Here is a 19,334-nt window from a genome sequence, read left to right as displayed (position 1 = left end):
GGTTAAAATAGTTACATCAATTATCCTTTTAATCCTTGCATCTTTCTACACCCATGCTCAGTCGGTCGAAGTAATTAAATATGCTGGGTTAGACAACTTGATAAAAGCAGAATCTGAGAAGATTGAAGTAATTAATTTCTGGGCTACATGGTGTGGACCTTGTGTTAAGGAACTTCCTTATTTTGAGCAGACAGCAAAGGAATTAAAAGATAAGATTAATGTAAACCTGATTAGTATTGATTACGTGCAAGAGATTGAGAAGGTGAAAAAATTTGTTGCCAGAAAAGAAATCAAGTCAAAGGTTTATTTACTTGACGAGATTGACGGCAACACCTGGATAGATAAAGTTGAGCCTTCATGGTCTGGTGCTATTCCTGCCACATTAATTATAAATCATGCCACTGGTGAGAAGGCTTTTGTAGAACATGAGCTTAAAGAAGGCGAACTTGAAAAACTAATTGAAGGATTATCTAAATAAAATCAATAGAAAAATGAAGACTAAAATTTTATCAGTATTTGCTTTGGCACTTTTCTTTGCCGGAACACCAACTACTGACACCTATGAGTTAGGTGATGCGGTAAAAGATTTTACACTAACAGGTGTGAAAGGGGAATCAATAACCTTATCGAAATATGCAGGTAATGGAGCGATTTTAATTTTTGATTGTAACACTTGTCCTTATTCTAAAGCGTATAGAGAAAGAATAAAATCTTTAAATGCCAAATATGCATCTAAAGGATATCCGGTTATTGCTATTAATGCGAATGATCCACAGAAATCTCCAGATGATAGTTTTCAAGCCATGAAAGATTATGCAAAGGAGCATGGCTATGAGCATGCCTATGTTCAGGATACTGATCAGTCCGTTGCTAAGGCATTTGGTGCCACTAATACGCCTCATGTATTTGTGGTTAAGAAAGAGAGCGGAAAGTTCATCTTGAGCTACATTGGTGCTATTGATAATAACAGCCGTGATGCAAGTGCCGCTGATAAGAAATATCTTGAAGATGCTGTAGATGCTCTTCTTTCAGGTAAGCAACCCGAGACGGCTAAGACAAAAGCAATTGGTTGCTCTATTAAGTGGAAGGATGCTTAATTTAATATAAAAGATTAAGAAGTCGAATGGTACAAGAAACCATTCGACTTTTTTGTTTAAACATAAACTAACAACCCTAATGGCTAAACCCCCTTTATCAGAAATTCCTGAATTCTACCAGAAATATGTTCAGGCAGTTCAATATGATGAATTAATACCGGCATTGATCAACAGTGGAAACGAAATGGTGGAGCTAATGAAATCTGTACCTGAAGCTTCTGGTGATCACAAATATGGGCCAGACAAATGGACTATCAAGGAAGTTTTGAGTCACATAATAGATGCAGAAAGAGTGTTTGCATATAGAGCTTTAAGGTTTTCTAGAAATGATAAAACAGACTTGCCGGGCTTCGATGAGCAGCTTTGGACACCTGAGTCTAATGCCTCAAATCGTAAAATTTATAAGATAATAGAAGAATATAATAACCTGAGAGCTTCAACGGTGGATCTTTTTGGTAGCTTTTCTGACGATATGCTCAAAAGAAGTGGTACGGCTAATGGCAGTTCTATGTCGGTGCAAGCCATAGGTTTTGTTATTGTAGGACATGAAACACACCACAGAAGAATTCTCAACGAGCGATATTTTTCTTAATTGATTCCCTATTGTTAAATTGCCCTGATGAAATGTATTGGGGCAATTTTAATTCTGACACTATGTTCCTGTGGAGCTTCTAGGTTTTACAAGGAAATGGATGCCATGGAGCAAGAGTTTGGCCATCATGCCGGACTGCTGGTAGTTGATGCTGAAACAGGGAAAGCATTAATTTCTCATAATGCCGATAAGCATTTTATACCTGCATCTAACACCAAAATATTAACCCTATTCAGCAGCCTCAAGGCTATAGGAGATAAAATTCCCGCACTTTACTATCATGAACAAGGTGATTCCTTAATATTTTGGGGTAGTGGTGACCCTTCTCTTTTTTATAAAGATTTACCTGAGAGTCCGGCATATGACTTTTTAAAAACAGCCAGCAAGGACCTCTATTTTTCAGATGCTAATTTCTCAGGATCGCACTATGGCAATGGCTGGGCATGGGATGATTATGATTATAGTTATGCTGTTGAGCGCAGCTCACTTCCATTATATGGAAATTATCTAAAGGCCAGAAAACCTGAAACATCTACCTATCTCACGGTAGAGCCTAAGTTTTTTAAGCAATATTTTTGGATGGGAGATTCGGCCAGAGAAAGCGGCATTTCCAGGTTGTATGAAAACAACGCTTTCGTTTATACTCCTGCCATAAATAAATCTGTTGATAGGAATGTGCCAGTGAAGAGCAATCCACTAATTACTGTTGGTCTGCTATCAGATACATTAAAAAGAACGGTAAGGTATGTAGACATGCCTCTTGCTAATGGTTATAAAACACTATATGGATTGCCTGCAGATACTTTGTATAAAGTAATGATGCAGGTGAGTGACAATTTCATAGCGGAGCAGCTCATGATCACCATAGCAGGATTGGTGTCAGACTCGTTAGATACAGATATTGGAATTGATTATATCAAGGAAAATTACTTCATAGCAATACCGGATATGCCCAGATGGGTTGATGGCAGCGGGTTGTCTAGATATAATTTGATTACACCAAGAAGCATTGTCTGGTTATGGAAGGAAATACTGGCTATGAAGGAGCGAGAAGCATTATTTCCTTTACTAGCCACTGGTGGAGAGTCAGGAACAATAAAGAATTATTATAAGTCAGATCCACCGTACATTTACGGTAAAACAGGTACTTTGAGTAATAATCACTGCCTTAGCGGTTATTTGATTACCAATAAAGGCAAATTGCTTATTTTTAGTTTTATCAATAATAATTATCCTACAAGTTCAACGCCTATTAAGAAAAAAATGGAGCAGATATTGTGGGAGATTCACCAAAAGTATTGACATGCGTTATTTTTTAGGATTACTATTATTCGGCACATTTTTTTCCAGCAAAGCCCAGTTAAAGGACAGCCTTGATTTTAAGATAGGCCAAATGCTAATGGTTGGTGTAAGCGGTACTCAACCGTCAGAAAACAAAGCATTAATTGAAGATATTAACAAAGGAAATGTAGGAGGAGTCATTTATTTTGAAAAGAATATAAATGCCAAAAATTCATACGTAGAACTTAAGCAATTTACCAATGCTTTAAATGCAGATGCTCCATTGCCATTATTTGTGGCCATCGATCAGGAGGGCGGATTAGTGAACAGACTTAAAGAAAAATACAGTTTCCCCAAATCTGTTGATGCAGAATATTTAGGTAAAACTGCAAGCCTGGATACCACCAGATTTTATGCTGAATTGACCGCAACTACTTTGGCAGGGCTTGGGATAAATGTGAACTTTGCTCCCGTTGTAGATATTAAAGTGGATGGTAATCCAGTTATATCTAGGCCAAAAAGATCATACTCTGCTGACCCGGACAGCGTAGCCTTACACGCTCAGGTTGTAACCGAGGTGATGAGAAAATATGGAGTAGTAAGTGTGTTGAAGCACTTCCCTGGGCATGGAAGTTCGAAAGCAGATACGCATTTAGGCATAGCGGATGTCACCACTTATTGGGATAAAAAGGAATTGACACCCTATAAAAAACTGTTGGAAAATAATGAGGTAGAGGGTGTTATGTCTGCTCATATTGTGAATAAAAAACTGGATAAGGAAGGTCTGCCAGGGACACTTTCAAAATCAATAATCACAGGTTTGTTAAGGAAGGATTTAGGATATGATGGAGTTGTATTTTCTGATGATATGCAGATGCATGCCATCACTAAATATTATGGATTGGAAAAAGCATTAGAGCTTTCTATTAGTGCGGGTATTGATGTAGTTATTTTCTCTAATAATATACAGGGAAGCGAAAATAGGACGGTTGATACGGTGCATAACCTGATTAAAAAATTGGTAAAAGAAGACAAGATACCAATGAGTAGAATTGATGAATCCTACCAGCGAATTGTAAAACTAAAAGCCAAATACCATGGTTAAGAATATTGTAATTGGGCTGCTTGTTGTAGTCAGTTTGGGTAGTGTCATATTTGCATTTTACCAAAGGACATTGGCTGAACAAGCAAGGGCCGAGGCTGTGGCGCAACATGCAATGACTATTGAAGCAAGAGAAGAGGCTGCTATTCAGGCAGCAAGAGCCGAGGAAGCGATGAAGGAAGCAATGCATCAAAGAGATTTAGCTCAGAAGAACTTAGAACAAGCTGAAAAGCAGCGACAATTAGCTTTATCAAAATGCAAATAGCACCTTTTAATATTATTCAACCCAAGTCACCTAGAGTTCCTGTGCTTATATCAGTGCCGCATTGTGGGGTTCAGTTTCCAGATGAGATAAAAAACAACTACAATCAAGACCTAATTGCTGCTCCTGATGATACGGATTGGTTTGTTCATCAGCTTTATGATTTTGCCTCAGAGATGGGTATAACTATGATTCGTGCTGAGTATAGTCGCTGGGTAATTGATTTGAATAGAGATCCTGACAGTCAGCCTTTATATGACGATGGCAGAATTATTACCGCACTTACACCAACAACCACTTTTGCTGGTGAGAATATCTATTTGGAAGGTAAGGAGCCTGACCAGGCAGAAGTAAACCGAAGGCTGGAGGTATACTATTGGCCCTATTATCATAAAATTCAGTCTTTATTAGATGATCTAAAAGCCGAGTTTAGCAAAGTACTTTTTTGGGATTCCCATTCCATTCGACAATATGTCCCAACCATTAGGAAGGAGAATTTTCCTGATCTAATTCTTGGAGATAATGATCAAAAAAGTGCAAATATAAAATTGTCTGAAGCTGCATTAGTTAAGCTTCGAGAAAGTAGTCTTCAGGTTAATCATAATACTCCATTTAAAGGTGGCCATTTGACACGGTATTTTGGTAAGCCTAATGAAGCGCAACACGGCTTGCAGCTAGAGATGACTAAGATTAATTATATGGATGATGATGAGATGCAATATGATAGTGAACGAGCAGAAAAAATGCGAACTATGCTAAAGTCAACCTTTTCATCACTATTGAATGTAATGGATTCTCTATAATGAAGCATTTTCAATTTTCTGGGTTATTACAAAATGATGGCTGGCAAGATGGTTTGACTGTCAGTGTAGATAGTAAGGGAATTATAACCGACATCCATTCCGGCAAAGAGGATGGAGCAGAGGTTGTTAATGGTTATGCTATTCCAGGTTTTCAAAATGCTCACTCACATGCTTTTCAGTATGCCATGGCAGGCTTGGCCGAAAAGCATAAATCAGGAGCGGAGGCCGATGATTTTTGGAACTGGCGTGAGGCTATGTATCAGTTGGCCCTAACTATGAAGCCAGAAGATCTTGAAACAGTAGCAACAATGCTTTATAGTGAGATGGTGAGGCATGGATATACCCATGTAGCCGAGTTTCATTATCTGCATCACGATATTGAGGGCAAGCCCTATAATAACATTGCCGAGCACGGGGAGAGGCTAATTGCAGCAGCAAAGAAAGCAGGTATTAAAATTACATTGGTGCCAATGTTTTACCAGAAAGGAGGCTTTGGAATGGAACCTCAAGTTAAACAGCGGAGGTTCATTTCAAAGAGCGAGGCCGATTATCTTAATCTTTTGGAAGCGTCCAGGCAAGCGACAACTCATTATGATGGTGCATCATTAGGCTATGGTATCCATTCATTGCGTGCAGTTGAACCATCATTGATCAAGTCTTTTTTGGCTGATAATAAAATGGCTATTCCTTTTCATATTCATATTTCTGAGCAACTGAAGGAAATACAGGATTGTTTGTCTTTTCTTGGAAAAAGGCCTGTCGAATGGCTTTTGGATAATGCTGAAGTTTCTGAAAACTATCATTTGGTACATGCCACACATTTAGTAGACAGTGAAGTGGTGGGTATTGCAAATGCCAATGCGCATGTGGTATTGTGCCCAAGCACGGAAGGTAATTTAGGAGATGGTATTTTTCCATTAAGGCAATTTCAAAAGCTTGGAGGCCGGTGGTCCATTGGTACAGATAGTCATATTGGACTTAATCCATTAGAAGAGCTCAGAATACTAGATTATGGACAAAGATTGACCTCACATCAGCGCAATACCTTTGTGGATCATAAAGTAAATGATAGTGGCGAATACGCAATAAAACAATCGCAGTTAGCTGGAAGAGCTGCTATGGGTAATCAAAGGCAAGCCTATTTTGAAGTGGGTCAGCCACTAGATGCCGTAGTCTATGATGCTAAAAAACCATTGCTGGCTACGGCTTGTTCATCGAACAGATTATCGACCATAGTCTATGCATCAGATAGTAGTTGGGTGAAAGGTACAATAGTAAATGGTGACTGGGTGGTGAAGGATCACAACCATTTAAAAGCTGATGAAATTGCTGCTGATTTTGCGAAAACAATGAATGCACTTGGGGTAAGATAAGCGTCTTCAAACCCTTCGGAAACCAGATTTGAGAATAATTTGTTAACTTGATGGTCTCCGCCAAGTTAGATTTATTGAAACGGTTATTCAAATATTGTGCCTCAATGGTGGTTTTCTGTGCCTTTTGCATAGGTGCCGCCAATGCTCAGACTGTTATAGATACCAGTCGTACTGCCGATTTCATGGTTAAAAAAGTACTGTTGGGTAATGGTGTGCTAGTAGGCGATGTTAAATACACTGGTGAAAAGCACGCCATAAGTATCTATGAAGACAGTACAAGTCAGGTGGGTATTTCCAAAGGAATTTTACTTACATCAGGCAATGCTTATTATGCCGTAGGTCCTAACAAGACACCAAGGTCCGGGTGGGCAAGTTTTGCTCCTGGAGATGAGGAACTTGAAGCAATTGCACGTGGGAAAACCTGGGATGCTTCCGTCTTGGAGTTTGATTTTGTGACCATTTCTGAAAACCTGTCATTCAGGTATGTTTTTGCCTCAGAGGAATATTTGGAGTACGTGGGTTCTAAGTTTAATGATGTATTTGGTTTTTTTGTTTCAGGACCAAATATGACCAAAACTAATATAGCACGACTTCCTGATGGAGTAACTCCTATAACAGTGAATACTGTTAATAGTGGTTTAAATAGTGAATTTTATATTGATAACGCCTACTACAATACCACAGATCCATACATTTGGGATGTTAGGAATAGGAAAGTGATTTTGAACAAAAAATATCTTCAAGAGGAGGTTCCGCCAAAGTATGATACTCAATTTGATGGCTTCACTACGGTGCTCACAGCCCACTACAAAGTGATTCCTAATCAGGTATATCACATAAAATTAGCAATTGCTGATGTGGGTGATGATATCCTTGATTCAGGAGTGTTTCTTGAGGCAGGTTCATTTCAGAGCTCGGGAGAAATAGTTGTTGAATTGGCAGAGCACTTTAAAAGAAATGACTTCGCACAAAAGGTGCAATCAAAAAAAACAGAAATAATTCCAGAATACGAATTAAAGGAAATTAAAATACCAAAGAAGACATTGTTAGGTCAAATAGAATTCGAATTTGATAAATATTCTATAACATCAGAGGCAAGAAGCGCTATTGTTAGCATGTTTAACGAATGGAAGGCTGCAAAAAATGCTAAACTCGAATTGATTGGCCACACAGATGATTGGGGGAGTCATGTATATAATGAAGAGCTTTCAGAAAACAGGTCGAAGGCCGTAGCTCAAATACTGCTAGATCTGGGTGTTCCGAAAAACTTGATGGTTATCAATTTTCATGGAGAAACCCTGCCTATAGGTAATAACGACACGGAGCATGGTAGAGCTAGAAACCGAAGGGTTGAATTCTTTTTGGTCAATTAGCGCAATCGAATATCCTCTTCATAGTCTATCGGAACCTTCACAGGTATACCATGAACTGAAGCCTTAATGTACCCTTTATATTGAGCATGCATCTTTTTGCCCCCCAAAACACTCATTATGCTTTTTAGCATGCCCACATCTCCTATGTTGAAAGTAGCATCTACAGGAACCGTAAAATTAGACAGTGCAGGTATTTTAGTTCGCTTCGACTGATTAATGGTTCCAATCTTTTTCCCCTCCAATATCACATCAACATTTACCTTTCTTAATGTCATATTGACATCATTAGGATTGTAGAAGTAGGCATTCGCATTTAGCAAAGCTTCTTTTCCAGTCACTTTGTTCACTTTTATATCACCTATTCTTTTGAATTTAGGAGCCTCTTCTGGTCGGGTACAAGAAAATATTAGAAGTGTTAGCGCTGAAATTAATATGAATCTTTGCATGCTTTTATCTGACGTGAGAATTAAATACAAGGTTGTGCTATAATCATACCAATTTTATTTGTAAATCGCGCCAGCTTATTTTAAATATTAAAACATTGCCGAAACTTCAAGAACGTCAGCTAGATCAGATTGCCGACCAATTGGCCGAGCAGGATTATGCCATTATCGATAACTTTCTGTCAGCAGAAGAAATTGATGCTGTCTTAAATGTATTTGACATTCATAAAAAGGATGGAAAATTTAAAAGGGCTGCTATCGGAGATTCAGATAATAAAACTGTTGATCAGTCTGTGCGGAAGGATCTTATTAAGTGGATTGAAAATGATAATGCTAAATCACCTACACAGGTTTTTCTCAATAGGATTGATGCTGTAAAGGATTTTTTGAATAGAACATGCTTTTTAGGGATTAAGGAATACGAAACGCATTTTACTATTTATCCTCCTGGGGCGTTTTACAAAAAGCATCTAGACCAGTTTAATAAGAGCGGCCACAGGAAGATATCTTTTATCTGCTACCTCAATGTTAACTGGCAGCCTGAAGATGGAGGAGAGCTAAGAATGTTTTTGCCTGATGGCATTTTAGATATTGCACCAACAGCAGGCCGATTGGTATGTTTTAGAAGTGATGTTGTAGAACACGAGGTGCTGGTGTGTCACGCCAATAGGTACAGCCTTACCGGTTGGATGCTCGACCAATATATTGATTTGAGCTTTTTATAATAGCCACTATAGGGAATCATTTTACCTCATTAATGGGTTAAGAATAAAAGAACTGTAACCGCATGCTGTATTTACACAAGAACGCCAATGACCCTTTAGGAGAAAGGATTAAGGAAGCACTACTGGATATGTCTGCAGCTCACAAGCAAATTGATATTGACCAAGGTGAGTCATTCTTAAGAGAAAATGAGACAGAGATTAAAGGGGCCGAGCAAGTATTTAAATTTCTAAGGACTTATCAGAGCGATCTTAGTTATACACAATCTCTGGGAGCTGATGCCTGTTTAGTGAGAAAAGATGGAGGTGGCAAGGTTTGCTGAAGGATAAATGAAATTTGCTTTCAGCTATTACTTTCATAGAAAGTTAAAGAGCCCATTCTTACTATTTATCCAGTATAAATGTAATAGGCAATATAATTCTTTGTTTTACAGGCATACCCCTTTGAGCCGCAGGGCTCCATTTTGGGGCGTACTGTACAATTCTAACAGCTTCTTCATCACAACCACTACCAATGCCTCTGACAGCTTCAATATCTGTTAATGAGCCATCTTTGTCAACAACGAACTGTACATATACCTTACCCTCAATTTTTTCTTTCCTGGCTTGTTCCGGATATTGTAGTGACTTGGCAACATATTTATAGAAGCCCTGATATCCACCTTGAGGTGTAGCGGGATTTTCTACAACCATGAATATTTCTTTACCCATTAAAATATTTAATGTAAAATGTTGCGAAATAGGCAAATTGTTAATCTCTGCTGGTTTCCATGGCTTTAAACTCTTTATGCTCGAACTGAATAAATCATATTCTAATGAACTAACTGAATCACTACTTATTAGTCCTAAGTTTTCTATTAATCCTTTATTTGAAATTGTAAACTGAAGATCATAATCAAACTCTTTTTCGAGTTCAATAAATGAAGGGTTATTGGCAATGGCATTTCCTAATTCTGTATAAAACCTTTGCCAGCCTGTTTCATATTTTGCAATGTTGACAGAATCATTTAAGGTTTCAGGTAAAGATAGTTTTGTAATTGTTGGGTCTACCGGATAACCCTCGAGAGATAGATTTTTTAAGTCAATGTATTTGGGGTCTAATGTTATTTGAAATGTTTCAACATTGGGAATAATCATATTGGTTAGTATATAACTTGGGTGTGAGATAATAAGAGTATCTCCTGTGTTGGCCCAGACTTGAAAATAACCTAAAAAGTTACTAGTACTCGAAAAAGAAGAACTGGCAAGTTTAACCTGTGCACCTGATACGGGAGCTGAACTTTGCTGGTCAATTATTCTTGCACTTATAATTCTTTCTTGCCCAAATGAGTAAGCAGATATGAAAAGAAGTAATGATATCAATGAATACTTCATAAACTGGTTAGGAAAGAATTAAAGTATTTTACAATTACCTAAATAATTGTGACTTATCAATGTCAAATAATGAATTCTAGTTTTTTGAAAAGCAATAATTTCTAACTACAATTTATAATAACCAAAAAAAAGCATGACCGTTTTAAGCCATGCTTTTTTATTAGTTATAAATTAAGTTTAGACGGCATCAGCCTTTTTCTGTGCTTCTGCTAATAGCTTATCCGCTTTTTCCTTGCTCTCAGCTTCTATCTTAGCAGCCTTTTCGTCTGTTTCAGAACGTAATTTCTTTGCTGCCACTTCTGCTACCTTCTTTTTAATCGGGTTGCTACCTGCCTCCTTAATTAAATTGTCAGCTTGTGCATTACCTTCTTCACGAACCTTATCAGCAGCAGCTTTACCTTCAGCAATTAGTCTATCAGCTTGCTTTTTAGCGTCAGCCATAATTTTCTCGCGCTGTTTTTCCTTTTCTTCATCCAGATCAACGCCAAGTTTCTCTTCAACGGCCTCCTTCGCCACTACCTTAGCTACATCGGTGGCTTTAACATTTGAACCAGCACCTTTTAGTTTATAAGTAGGTTCGTCATAAGTTCCACCAATACCAAAGGTCAATGGAATAACGGAACTACCACTGTTTGAGCCTCCTGTGTATTTAGCCACAAGATCATTAGCGGCACTTCCTAACTTGCCTGCTGGTACATCCATTTTTAAATTAAAGTCCAAGCCGCCAGCCAAGGTTGAAGAACCACCAACATTGGCTTTATAACCGCCTAAACTGAGATCAAAGGGCTTGACATTTACTTTGCCATCCTCAATCGATACATTCATTAAAATGTCCTTAATATCAATTTCATCTGCACTTAGCGAGCTAATACTCGCAGTACTGCCTATCCCTTTTAGTAAGTTGGAATTAAGCACTTTCGCCTGCGCAAGATTTACTAGTCCGGCACCATTGACTGTACCCATATCAGGGAACATTTCCTGATCCAATAAGCCGCTAACATTAAAATCAGTAGAAAGCTTCCCATTTACATTTTTTGCAATTGGGAAATAAGATTGCACAATAGAGAAGGTTTCAAAAGCTTTTTGAGAGGATAGGTCATCTACTTTGAATTTGAAATCATATTTTGGCTTTTCAAGATCCGTAGGATCATAAGATCCGCTCATGGCAAATACACCTTCAAGCAGATTGAAATTCAACCCATCAAGATTAACAATACCATTTCTGACTACAATCTTTCCTTTAGCATTGGTTATTGACATATCCATAACAGCCACAGTTTTAATATCTGAAGTCATTATAAATTCAATGTCTTTAGGCACTTCAACCACGCCCATACTTTCTTCTGGGGTTTCATCAGTTTCCTCTGTGGCCACTTCCTCATCTGACATAAATTCGTTTAGGTCCAGTAAATTAGAACTCAAATTAAGGTTTCCTCTTAAGGTCTCATTTTCACCAAACAAATAGCCTATGTAGTTGGTGATAGAACCATTCATGGCAATGTCGCTTTTACCAACTGTTCCAGAGTAGCTCTCCAGCGCCATTTGCCTAGGATCAAATGATGCTTTAGCTGATGCGATGGTTACTTCATAAGGAAGTTCACTGTCTATATATTTGAAATTATTGATGGATACATTGCCACTGGTTGGTAGTTTGTCATAACGTTCTGCATCCAGATCGGTCATATTACCTGAGGTAGAAAGGTCTGCTCTAACAACTCCCGCAAGTGTCATCCCTTCAAGTGGAAATACTTTTGTGATTTTCTCTAGGTCAATTCCTCCATTGGCATTAACATTCCAGTTATAATTATCCAGGTTCCAGAATTCTAAACTTGCGCCAAATGGCTCGCCATCCATGGTCATACCAAAGTCTTTAACAACGGCCTTAAAATCTTTCATTAAACCAGTTGGGCTCATGATTTCTGCAGCAAACTTTAAATCTTCAAGTGCATAGGGTAAATCGGCTGTTTTTACATAACCATCTTTCATGCTCATGGTGGTATTTATGATAGGTGTTTTGCCACTAATGCTATCATAAGTTCCTTTTGCTGACAGGTCAATGGCATAAGTTCCTTTCATGCTCATACCCTCCATTGGGAACATAGAGCTAAGCTCAGCTAAGTTCAGCTGCCCTTTTACATTAGCATCCATATTGTAATCAACCAGATTACTAATTACCATTTTAGCATCGAAAGGGTTGTTACCAAAATCCATATGGAATTGCTTCAGGTTGACCATGGTATTATCTATTACACCATCGTCATTGATAATCGCCAAATCCATACTGATATTAGAGATGGCTGTTGGTAGATCAGGATATTTAAACATGGCCTCATTTACTTGCAGCGCAAGGTTAAATGCGGGCATTACCTCTTCAGAATATTTGCCTTTTACAAGACCATTAAATGAAAGGTTTCCTGCTGTTTCAATGCTTCCAAAATCTGCAGTATAAATACCAGGCACTAGTGATAAAAGGCTTTTGAAGGAGGTTTCCTTAGCTCCATAAGTCAGATCCATATCCATGCTCCCGTCTTCATTTAAAGCTAAAAAGCCATCAAAACCAAGGGTGAAGTCATTGAGTCCAATATTATTTTCTTTGAAAGTATAGCGACCGTAGTTGTCACTGATAGACATTACAATATCTGCGTTAAAGCTTTTATCAGTTAGGTACTCTACACCATCAAAATTAACGGAAACACTGTCAATACCTGTTGAGGTGGATAGATCAAACATGTCCTGGTTAAAGTCCCCACTTCCACTATGGTTTAGTCCTTTCAGCTCCATTTTAAAGGGAAGTGTAGCATCATCATATACCAGGTGACCGTTAGTGATAGCCCAGTGATTGATGCCTACGTTAAACTTAGCTGGCTCATCAGAAACCGACTCCTCAACCACTTCTTCTTCAGTAGCTATGGCAATGTCATAATTGGCAGAACCATCTTCTAAAACGATAACATTTATTTCGGGCTTATCTAGCTCTATACCATTGATTTTAATCTGATCGCCAAAAAGACTCATAATGTCTATTTCTACCTCAAACTTTTCTACCGCAAAAAGTATTTCACCAGCAAACGGCTCTCTATTAATAACTCCAAAATTATTTAGTCCCGCGGTGGCATTAGGAAAATTTGTAAACAGAGATATTGAGAAATCATCGGTATCCCAGACTATATCAGCATTTACTGATTCTGCAAGGGCTTCATCAATAACAGCTTTTATATCGTCCTTAAAGGCAATGGGGATAATAAATGCGGCTGCCAAAATGATAACTATAATAACGCCAAATGTGATAAGTAGCTTTTTCATTTGATAATGGTTACTGAATGGATTAAGGTTTATTCCTTACCAAATTTAATAAACTATTATTGGATATTTAAAAGTGTAGATAAAGCAAGTGTTATTGTCTGATCAGCAATATGTTAATATCACCTGCAAAGCTTAGATCAATGCTATTTGTAGTTTTACTTTTGAACTGATAATTAAGTACAAATCCGTTGTCTTGCCTTGTTAGCGTTAAGGCATCACTAGTTTGCACCCATTCAACCTCAATTTGTTCGGCATGGGGCAGAATGGGGGAATGTGTATCTTCTTCCAAATTTATTTGCCCGGTATGATTATCATTTAGGATTAAACTACCCGTTCTTGAACCTTCATCCATAATCCAGGTAATTTGCCACTCGCCTGCCATACCCGATTCCAGATCAGCCTCTGCACAACCAACAACTAATAATAACAGCAATAATTTTTTCATTTATGTGAAAAGATAACGGTGCGTCAGGTTAAAGATTGTTCAATCCTTTTGACTTTTTAACTAAGGAGAATGCAATGTTACCTCAATGTTAACAACCGCATGAGGGTTAATTAACTTGAGCTATTTTGTTGAATTAAAAGCCTTATTTGTTAATAAATCATTACAGAGGACGTGGTTTGACTAATTCTTGCATCAATAATTTCGTTTTAATGTTAATTTAATGTTACCTTAATGTTAACAAGAGAATGTAGTGTGGAAGCACAATGAGAAGAGTTACCATCATATTATTACTAACAGCCTTAAGCAATCTGCTAATAGGTCAGGGTGTTGATAATCTCGTTTTTCATTCTGACTATGAGAGAACAAATTTCAATCAATTTGTCAAAGGTAAAAATGGCCAATTATTGGATTTACAATTGATGGTAGACGAGAATGTTTCTTCTACTATGGCCAATGAGTATCATGCTAAATTCGAATCTCTAGTTACTGAGGCAAAAGAGAAACTAGGCAAGGCTAATTCGGATCAAAAGTATTTGTCATGGTTATTTTACAGAGTCCATAGAAAAGTGCTTAAAAACTATGAGCAGTATAGTCCGCTAACTCAAGTATTTGACACGGGTGATTATGACTGTCTTTCCGCAACAACATTATATGCTCTGCTGTTGAACGAGTTAGGGTTTAAAACAAAGGTTGTTGAAACCAACTATCACATTTATCTCGAAGTATTATCTGCAGAAAAAAGGTATTTAATAGAATCAACTGATGCGCTTAACGGGTTTGTATATAATCAGCGTGAAATCGAAGAACGTTTAGCTGAATATGATGACAAGAACAACGCTTCGAGTGTTACTGAATATGCTTTCAATACTAAAATCCACAATGCTGTTGATTTGAATAAACTTGTTGGTTTACAGTACTATAATCGTGCTGTCGATACTTTCAATAATGGAGATATCCTTTTTACACTAGACTTGTTAGAAAAGTCAACAGTATTTTATCATTCTGAAAGAATCGTTGAGTTTGGAATTGTCTTGGCTCAGGCCATAATGAATGATAAATCTCTGAATGACGAGATCAAGTCAGTTTCTATAAATCGGGTTGGTAGTTTTATCAGAACAAAGGATATTGTCGCTTCTCGCTAATTAGTAAGAATTCTTACCTCAACCCTTCTGTTGTTCATTCTAGACTCATTATCATTTGCCCTAGACAGTGGCTGAGTCCCCCCAAAAGCTTTAGTTTTAATTCTTCTCTTATCAATTCCCTTGCTTACAAGGTAGTTTTTGACTGCTTCTACTCTGCGTTCAGATAACTTCAGGTTCTGCTTCGCATTTCCTCTAAAGTCTGTGTGACCTTCCAATTGTATACTCATTGATTCATTAGTACTCATCATATTAACAATCTCATCCAATTCTTCATGAGATTCAGGTGAAATATCCGCCTTACCTAAGGCAAAAATCAGTTTCTCTAAACGAATGAGTCTATTAAGTCCATTTTGCTTTAGCTCGATAATTTTCTCTATAGTTCCGTTAGTGGCATCTGTAACTTTTATGGTTTCTGTGTAAGCACTGTAGCCATCAGAATTAACCACAATCATGTAATCGTTACCTCCTTCCATATTAAAGGTAAAATTATCACCAGAAAAAACTCCTATTTTACTTCCATAAGGTAGGCTTTCATACTTAATTTTTGATGAGACAGGCTCTTTGGTATTGGCATCTATTATTATTGCATTAACTACAACCGCCTCCTCATCTTGTGAAAGTACACTTGTTGTAACTAATGAAGCCAATAAAAATAAAACAACCCTTATTTTCATAACATTTATAAGTTAATCATTCTTTACTATTGTAAACTCTACTCTTCTATTTAACTCGCGACCATCAACTTCATCATCATTGGTAGCAACTGGTTTTTCTTCTCCATAACCAACAGTAGGTATCCTTTCTGAATCAATTCCTTTTTCAACCAGATAGTTTTTAACGGCATTAGCTCTTCTAAGAGATAGCTGTTTATTATATTCTTTAGTACCAATATTATCTGTATGACCTGCGATCTCAATTTTCATCTTAGTTTCTTTTTTCATTAACTCAGCCACTCTATTCAATTCTGCAAAAGATTCTGACTTCAATACTGCTTTGTCAAAGTCAAAGAATACATTGTTCAATGTTACCGTGGCTTTCACTTCTATAGGCACTAATTTCAAATCTTTATGATCTAAAGTATGATCTCCATCTGCGGTAAAATTCCTCAGATCAACTTTGATGTTTTCTGCAATAAAACCGTCAGCTTCTGCTCTAATACCGTAAACCTCGCCTGCAGGGAGCAACAATTCATATTCTCCTGTAGTTGCATTTGAGCTAGTTATACCAATTTCCTTGCCATCAGATAATCTTTCATAAATAATTTTGGCTTCAATTGGCTTTCCTGTCTTAGCATCTATCAGTTTTCCCTTAACTAAAATAACAGGTTCTGGTCTTTTTAATACTGGAAGGGCCACGCGGAAAATATCTAAATCATCTTCATTAACGCCCTGAGAGTAATATGCAAAGTCACTGTTACCAGGAATGTTAAAAAAGAGATCTTCGTATTGCGAGTTAATCGTTGGTCCCAAGTTTTCTGGTTCAGACCAGTTTGTCCATGTATCGTCTAGCCTTTTGGTCATATATATATCACTTGATCCGAAACCACTATAGCCATCTGAGGAGAAATATAAAGTTTTATCATCTGATGCCAAGAATGGGGATGATTCTTCTCCAGCCGTGTTAACTTTATTTGAAAGGTTTAAAGGCTCAGTCCAGGTGCTATCTGCGTTTAAAAAACTAACATAGAGGTCTCGACCTCCATTTGAGTCTTCTCGCATCACGGACATTAATAATGCCTTACGGCTATTGGCAAGATAAAAGTTTGCCTTTTCAGAATAATTGTAGTCGTTTTCAATTTGTATGGCTGTCGGCTTTGACCAATTGCCACTAGCATTAGAGCTTATGCTTACTCCTGCTGCCATTTTACCATTTTCAAGGTATTGATTACCCAAAACCAATAGCACTGATTTACCATCTGGTGTTACCGAACTAACATAATTCGGCCCAGCGTTATTAAGCTCAGAACCCATATTCTTAGCCAACTGCCAGTTACCATCAGCGTCTTTTTCTGAATACCAGATATCCTCATTATCATCTTCTCCACCAATGTTTTCTGGATGATTCTTTCTTGAGAAATACAACGTCTGTCCATCTGGAGACAATAATGGTTTAAACTCTTTGTACTTACTATTCACATTTTCATCTAAGCGCTCTTTTGAGATATCAGGATTGATGAACTCAGGAATATCAATAGAAGCTATGATCGGAATATTTGAATCAGAAATGGCTATCGCGTCTATACTGTAATATTCAGGTACTGCAGCGCCATCAAATTCTATTTTGACGGCCTTTACCTTATATGGCGTCATCTCAACAAACACATTAAGCATACGCCCTTTAAGAGGGATAGGTCTTGGGCTAAATGTATTGATCAAATGCTCAGTTCCATCCTCATCGTAGGCAAACACTTTAAAAATAGCACTGGCATTATATGATTCGGCAATGGCAATTTGTTGTATCTGGATGGGATTGGCATATCCAACTTTTATGAACTCCTTTCTGTTAGCTCTTTCGGGTGTCCAGGCATTAGGGTTTTCGCCACCTGCAGGTAGTACATTTGGTTTGCCTAAAAGTTGCTGAGCAGAGTATTGTACCGGTGTTAATTCAGAAGAAAATTCTAGTACTTCTGATGCCCATTGAACTACCTGAGCATTAGATAATTGTACAGATAATATCAGGTAGAGGAACAGTAAAAGTTTTCTCATTTTGTTAGAGATGATGATGTGTCGGTTTTATGGGGGTAAACATAGAAAAAAACCACTTTCATTCCAATTTCTTACTTCTTAATTGATGTCCTATTTACAAACTCAGACTGCTTTAATCAGTAAGTAGGGTTTTATCGACCCATTGAGGAGTCATTATATAGCAAAAATCCTACATGCAGTAAAACACCAAACCTGATGTTTTCCTGGTCATAATAATTAAGAGCCAAACAGATTGGACCAACAGGGCTGTGTAATACAAGTGAAGAAGACCCTACAAAAAACACATCTTCAGTGTTTTCTTTTTTAACCAGCAAGTCATCCTCTTGAGCGAGTGTTTGAAATGGTTTGAATGCATAACCCTCTAACCTGAAGTCAAGATTTGATCGGAGCGATAGGATATTTTTTATACCCATGGCAGCGAAGCTGTAGGCCCTAAAATTTGGTAAGAATTGTGATTTGCTATCCTGAAGAGGGTTAAATGAGGGGAGGTTAATCAATGTGCCATTGTAATTAGCAAAATAGCCTTGTCCTGAATAAACGCCATCAAAAGAATAGCCAGTACTCCATCTGTTTTTCTTAAAAAACTGCTCCCACTTAATTGAGAATTTAAACCATTCATTTTGATCCGTATAACTAAAACTAGATGATGTGGTGCCTGGTTTATAATCTTCTTCAATAGAAAAATAATCTAGTGAGATTTTAAGTCCTTTTCCTTCATTGGCATACTGTTTTCGATTAAAGTTATTTCTGCCTAAAGAAATTCCAGCTCTGAACCCTCTGAGTTTTAATAAATCTAAAGTGTCACTAGATGTTATGCCGACATTATTTCCATATTGATCAAAATTGTTAATAAAAGCACCTGATAGTACGGTTTTTAATTTATTGCCGAGCGGGATACCGACATTTAGACCGTATTTTCGGTCTGTTCTATCAAGGATATTTGGAGAATCATCATCAATGAAAATATCATCTGAATTTAAAAAATCAAAATTATTATAAGTTAATTCAGGCTCGATATAGAACTGAAAAGGCCATGCCATGTACAGTCGGGATCTTAGCTGTGCCGATTTATAGAAACTCCCAGAATAAAAATTCATACTGGTTTTGAGTAGATAGTTATTGAAATAGTAGAATTCAGCACCTAGAAATATTTGACTAATGTTTCGTGATGCTATTGCACCACCTATCTCCACATTTAGATTGCTCCTAGGTCTTCCATATAGTTCAAGAGAATAATTTCTTGATAATGAATCAAAGCCAATGTCAGGATATACGGTGTTAAAATAATCTTCGGATACAAGCTTAAAATAACCTCTT

The 19,334-nt window shown here is 37.4% G+C and carries 18 protein-coding genes and 1 pseudogene; 12 read left to right on the top strand and 7 right to left on the bottom strand.

Annotation, left to right across the window (positions count from 1 at the left end; translation table 11 throughout):
* The 9 genes from E1140_RS09245 to E1140_RS09205 form a co-directional block, all read left to right on the top strand.
* The coding region (locus E1140_RS09245) for a TlpA family protein disulfide reductase (RefSeq protein ID WP_246202758.1) at positions 1–478 on the top strand (478 nt) is incomplete at its 5' end.
* Positions 479–491: 13 nt separating this feature from the next.
* The gene (locus tag E1140_RS09240) at positions 492–1,097 is read left to right on the top strand and encodes a thioredoxin family protein (protein ID WP_155182177.1); all 606 of its coding nucleotides are present in this window, start codon (positions 492–494) and stop codon (positions 1,095–1,097) included.
* Positions 1,098–1,176: 79 nt separating this feature from the next.
* Positions 1,177–1,689: a DinB family protein gene (locus tag E1140_RS09235; RefSeq protein ID WP_155182174.1), complete on the top strand. Its 513-nt coding sequence runs from the start codon at positions 1,177–1,179 to the stop codon at positions 1,687–1,689.
* Positions 1,690–1,716: 27 nt separating this feature from the next.
* A complete protein-coding gene (locus E1140_RS09230) occupies positions 1,717–2,991 on the top strand; it encodes a D-alanyl-D-alanine carboxypeptidase (RefSeq protein ID WP_155182171.1) in 1,275 nt (424 codons plus the stop codon).
* 1 nt (position 2,992) lies between these two features.
* Complete coding sequence (locus tag E1140_RS09225; RefSeq protein WP_155182168.1) at positions 2,993–4,075, top strand: glycoside hydrolase family 3 protein; 1,083 nt, start codon at positions 2,993–2,995, stop codon at positions 4,073–4,075.
* Positions 4,068–4,337, top strand: a complete 270-nt coding sequence (locus tag E1140_RS09220) for a hypothetical protein (RefSeq protein WP_155182165.1) — start codon at positions 4,068–4,070, stop codon at positions 4,335–4,337. Before E1140_RS09225 ends, E1140_RS09220 begins: the two co-directional genes overlap by 8 nt.
* Complete coding sequence (locus E1140_RS09215) at positions 4,328–5,137, top strand: N-formylglutamate amidohydrolase (RefSeq protein WP_155182162.1); 810 nt, start codon at positions 4,328–4,330, stop codon at positions 5,135–5,137. Before E1140_RS09220 ends, E1140_RS09215 begins: the two co-directional genes overlap by 10 nt.
* Positions 5,137–6,510, top strand: a complete 1,374-nt coding sequence (gene hutF, locus E1140_RS09210; protein ID WP_155182160.1) for a formimidoylglutamate deiminase — start codon at positions 5,137–5,139, stop codon at positions 6,508–6,510. The genes E1140_RS09215 and hutF overlap by 1 nt, the downstream gene beginning before the upstream one ends.
* Before the next feature lie 74 nt (positions 6,511–6,584).
* Positions 6,585–7,883: an OmpA family protein gene (locus E1140_RS09205; protein WP_221412667.1), complete on the top strand. Its 1,299-nt coding sequence runs from the start codon at positions 6,585–6,587 to the stop codon at positions 7,881–7,883.
* Here E1140_RS09205 and E1140_RS09200 read toward each other — a convergent pair.
* On the bottom strand, positions 7,880–8,329 hold the full coding sequence (locus tag E1140_RS09200; protein ID WP_155182154.1) for an LEA/WHy family protein: 450 nt from the start codon (positions 8,327–8,329) through the stop codon (positions 7,880–7,882). The genes E1140_RS09205 and E1140_RS09200 overlap by 4 nt on opposite strands.
* 95 nt (positions 8,330–8,424) lie before the next feature.
* Here E1140_RS09200 and E1140_RS09195 point away from each other — a divergent pair, with 95 nt between their 5' ends.
* A complete protein-coding gene (locus E1140_RS09195; protein WP_155182152.1) occupies positions 8,425–9,051 on the top strand; it encodes a 2OG-Fe(II) oxygenase in 627 nt (208 codons plus the stop codon).
* A 62-nt stretch (positions 9,052–9,113) separates the two neighbouring features.
* Positions 9,114–9,371, top strand: coding sequence for a hypothetical protein (locus E1140_RS09190; RefSeq protein WP_155182149.1), 258 nt, complete (start codon positions 9,114–9,116; stop codon positions 9,369–9,371).
* A gap of 61 nt (positions 9,372–9,432) precedes the next feature.
* On the opposite strand, the gene E1140_RS09185 is transcribed toward E1140_RS09190, so the two are convergent.
* The 3 genes from E1140_RS09185 to E1140_RS09175 all read right to left on the bottom strand — a co-directional run bounded on the left by E1140_RS09185 (position 9,433) and on the right by E1140_RS09175 (position 14,170).
* Complete coding sequence (locus E1140_RS09185) at positions 9,433–10,422, bottom strand: energy transducer TonB (protein WP_246202756.1); 990 nt, start codon at positions 10,420–10,422, stop codon at positions 9,433–9,435.
* A 177-nt stretch (positions 10,423–10,599) separates the two neighbouring features.
* Positions 10,600–13,725: an AsmA family protein gene (locus E1140_RS09180; RefSeq protein ID WP_155182146.1), complete on the bottom strand. Its 3,126-nt coding sequence runs from the start codon at positions 13,723–13,725 to the stop codon at positions 10,600–10,602.
* A 91-nt stretch (positions 13,726–13,816) separates the two neighbouring features.
* Positions 13,817–14,170, bottom strand: a complete 354-nt coding sequence (locus E1140_RS09175) for a hypothetical protein (RefSeq protein ID WP_155182142.1) — start codon at positions 14,168–14,170, stop codon at positions 13,817–13,819.
* Positions 14,171–14,433: 263 nt separating this feature from the next.
* Here E1140_RS09175 and E1140_RS09170 point away from each other — a divergent pair, with 263 nt between their 5' ends.
* Entirely contained in the window at positions 14,434–15,312 is an 879-nt protein-coding gene (locus E1140_RS09170) for a hypothetical protein (RefSeq protein ID WP_155182139.1), read from the top strand.
* Here the strand turns inward: E1140_RS09170 and E1140_RS09165 are convergent.
* From E1140_RS09165 to E1140_RS21450, 3 genes and pseudogenes are all read right to left on the bottom strand, one after another.
* Complete coding sequence (locus tag E1140_RS09165; RefSeq protein ID WP_155182136.1) at positions 15,309–15,986, bottom strand: OmpA family protein; 678 nt, start codon at positions 15,984–15,986, stop codon at positions 15,309–15,311. The two genes, E1140_RS09170 and E1140_RS09165, sit on opposite strands and share 4 nt — an antisense overlap.
* 12 nt (positions 15,987–15,998) lie before the next feature.
* Positions 15,999–18,017, bottom strand: coding sequence for an OmpA family protein (locus tag E1140_RS09160; RefSeq protein WP_155182133.1), 2,019 nt, complete (start codon positions 18,015–18,017; stop codon positions 15,999–16,001).
* Positions 18,018–18,148: 131 nt separating this feature from the next.
* Positions 18,149–19,334: pseudogene (locus E1140_RS21450) on the bottom strand (hypothetical protein); the annotation flags it as partial.

Source organism: Fulvivirga lutimaris (genome assembly GCF_009711525.1).
Lineage (GTDB): Bacteria > Bacteroidota > Bacteroidia > Cytophagales > Cyclobacteriaceae > Fulvivirga > Fulvivirga lutimaris.
Note: the sequence above shows the minus strand (reverse complement) of the source record. Positions and strands in the feature narration are given on the sequence as shown.

Excerpts from the sequence above, each read along its gene's own strand:
- E1140_RS09160 (WP_155182133.1), bottom strand. The coding sequence starts at position 18,017 with ATGAGAAAACTTTTACTGTTCCTCTACCTGATATTATCTGTACAATTA.
- E1140_RS09190 (WP_155182149.1), top strand. The coding sequence starts at position 9,114 with ATGCTGTATTTACACAAGAACGCCAATGACCCTTTAGGAGAAAGGATT.
- E1140_RS09165 (WP_155182136.1), bottom strand. The coding sequence starts at position 15,986 with ATGAAAATAAGGGTTGTTTTATTTTTATTGGCTTCATTAGTTACAACA.
- E1140_RS09170 (WP_155182139.1), top strand. The coding sequence starts at position 14,434 with ATGAGAAGAGTTACCATCATATTATTACTAACAGCCTTAAGCAATCTG.
- E1140_RS09215 (WP_155182162.1), top strand. The coding sequence starts at position 4,328 with ATGCAAATAGCACCTTTTAATATTATTCAACCCAAGTCACCTAGAGTT.
- E1140_RS09220 (WP_155182165.1), top strand. The coding sequence starts at position 4,068 with ATGGTTAAGAATATTGTAATTGGGCTGCTTGTTGTAGTCAGTTTGGGT.
- E1140_RS09180 (WP_155182146.1), bottom strand. The coding sequence starts at position 13,725 with ATGAAAAAGCTACTTATCACATTTGGCGTTATTATAGTTATCATTTTG.
- E1140_RS09200 (WP_155182154.1), bottom strand. The coding sequence starts at position 8,329 with ATGCAAAGATTCATATTAATTTCAGCGCTAACACTTCTAATATTTTCT.
- E1140_RS09175 (WP_155182142.1), bottom strand. The coding sequence starts at position 14,170 with ATGAAAAAATTATTGCTGTTATTATTAGTTGTTGGTTGTGCAGAGGCT.
- E1140_RS09240 (WP_155182177.1), top strand. The coding sequence starts at position 492 with ATGAAGACTAAAATTTTATCAGTATTTGCTTTGGCACTTTTCTTTGCC.
- E1140_RS09225 (WP_155182168.1), top strand. The coding sequence starts at position 2,993 with ATGCGTTATTTTTTAGGATTACTATTATTCGGCACATTTTTTTCCAGC.
- E1140_RS09235 (WP_155182174.1), top strand. The coding sequence starts at position 1,177 with ATGGCTAAACCCCCTTTATCAGAAATTCCTGAATTCTACCAGAAATAT.
- hutF (WP_155182160.1), top strand. The coding sequence starts at position 5,137 with ATGAAGCATTTTCAATTTTCTGGGTTATTACAAAATGATGGCTGGCAA.
- E1140_RS09230 (WP_155182171.1), top strand. The coding sequence starts at position 1,717 with ATGAAATGTATTGGGGCAATTTTAATTCTGACACTATGTTCCTGTGGA.
- E1140_RS09185 (WP_246202756.1), bottom strand. The coding sequence starts at position 10,422 with ATGAAGTATTCATTGATATCATTACTTCTTTTCATATCTGCTTACTCA.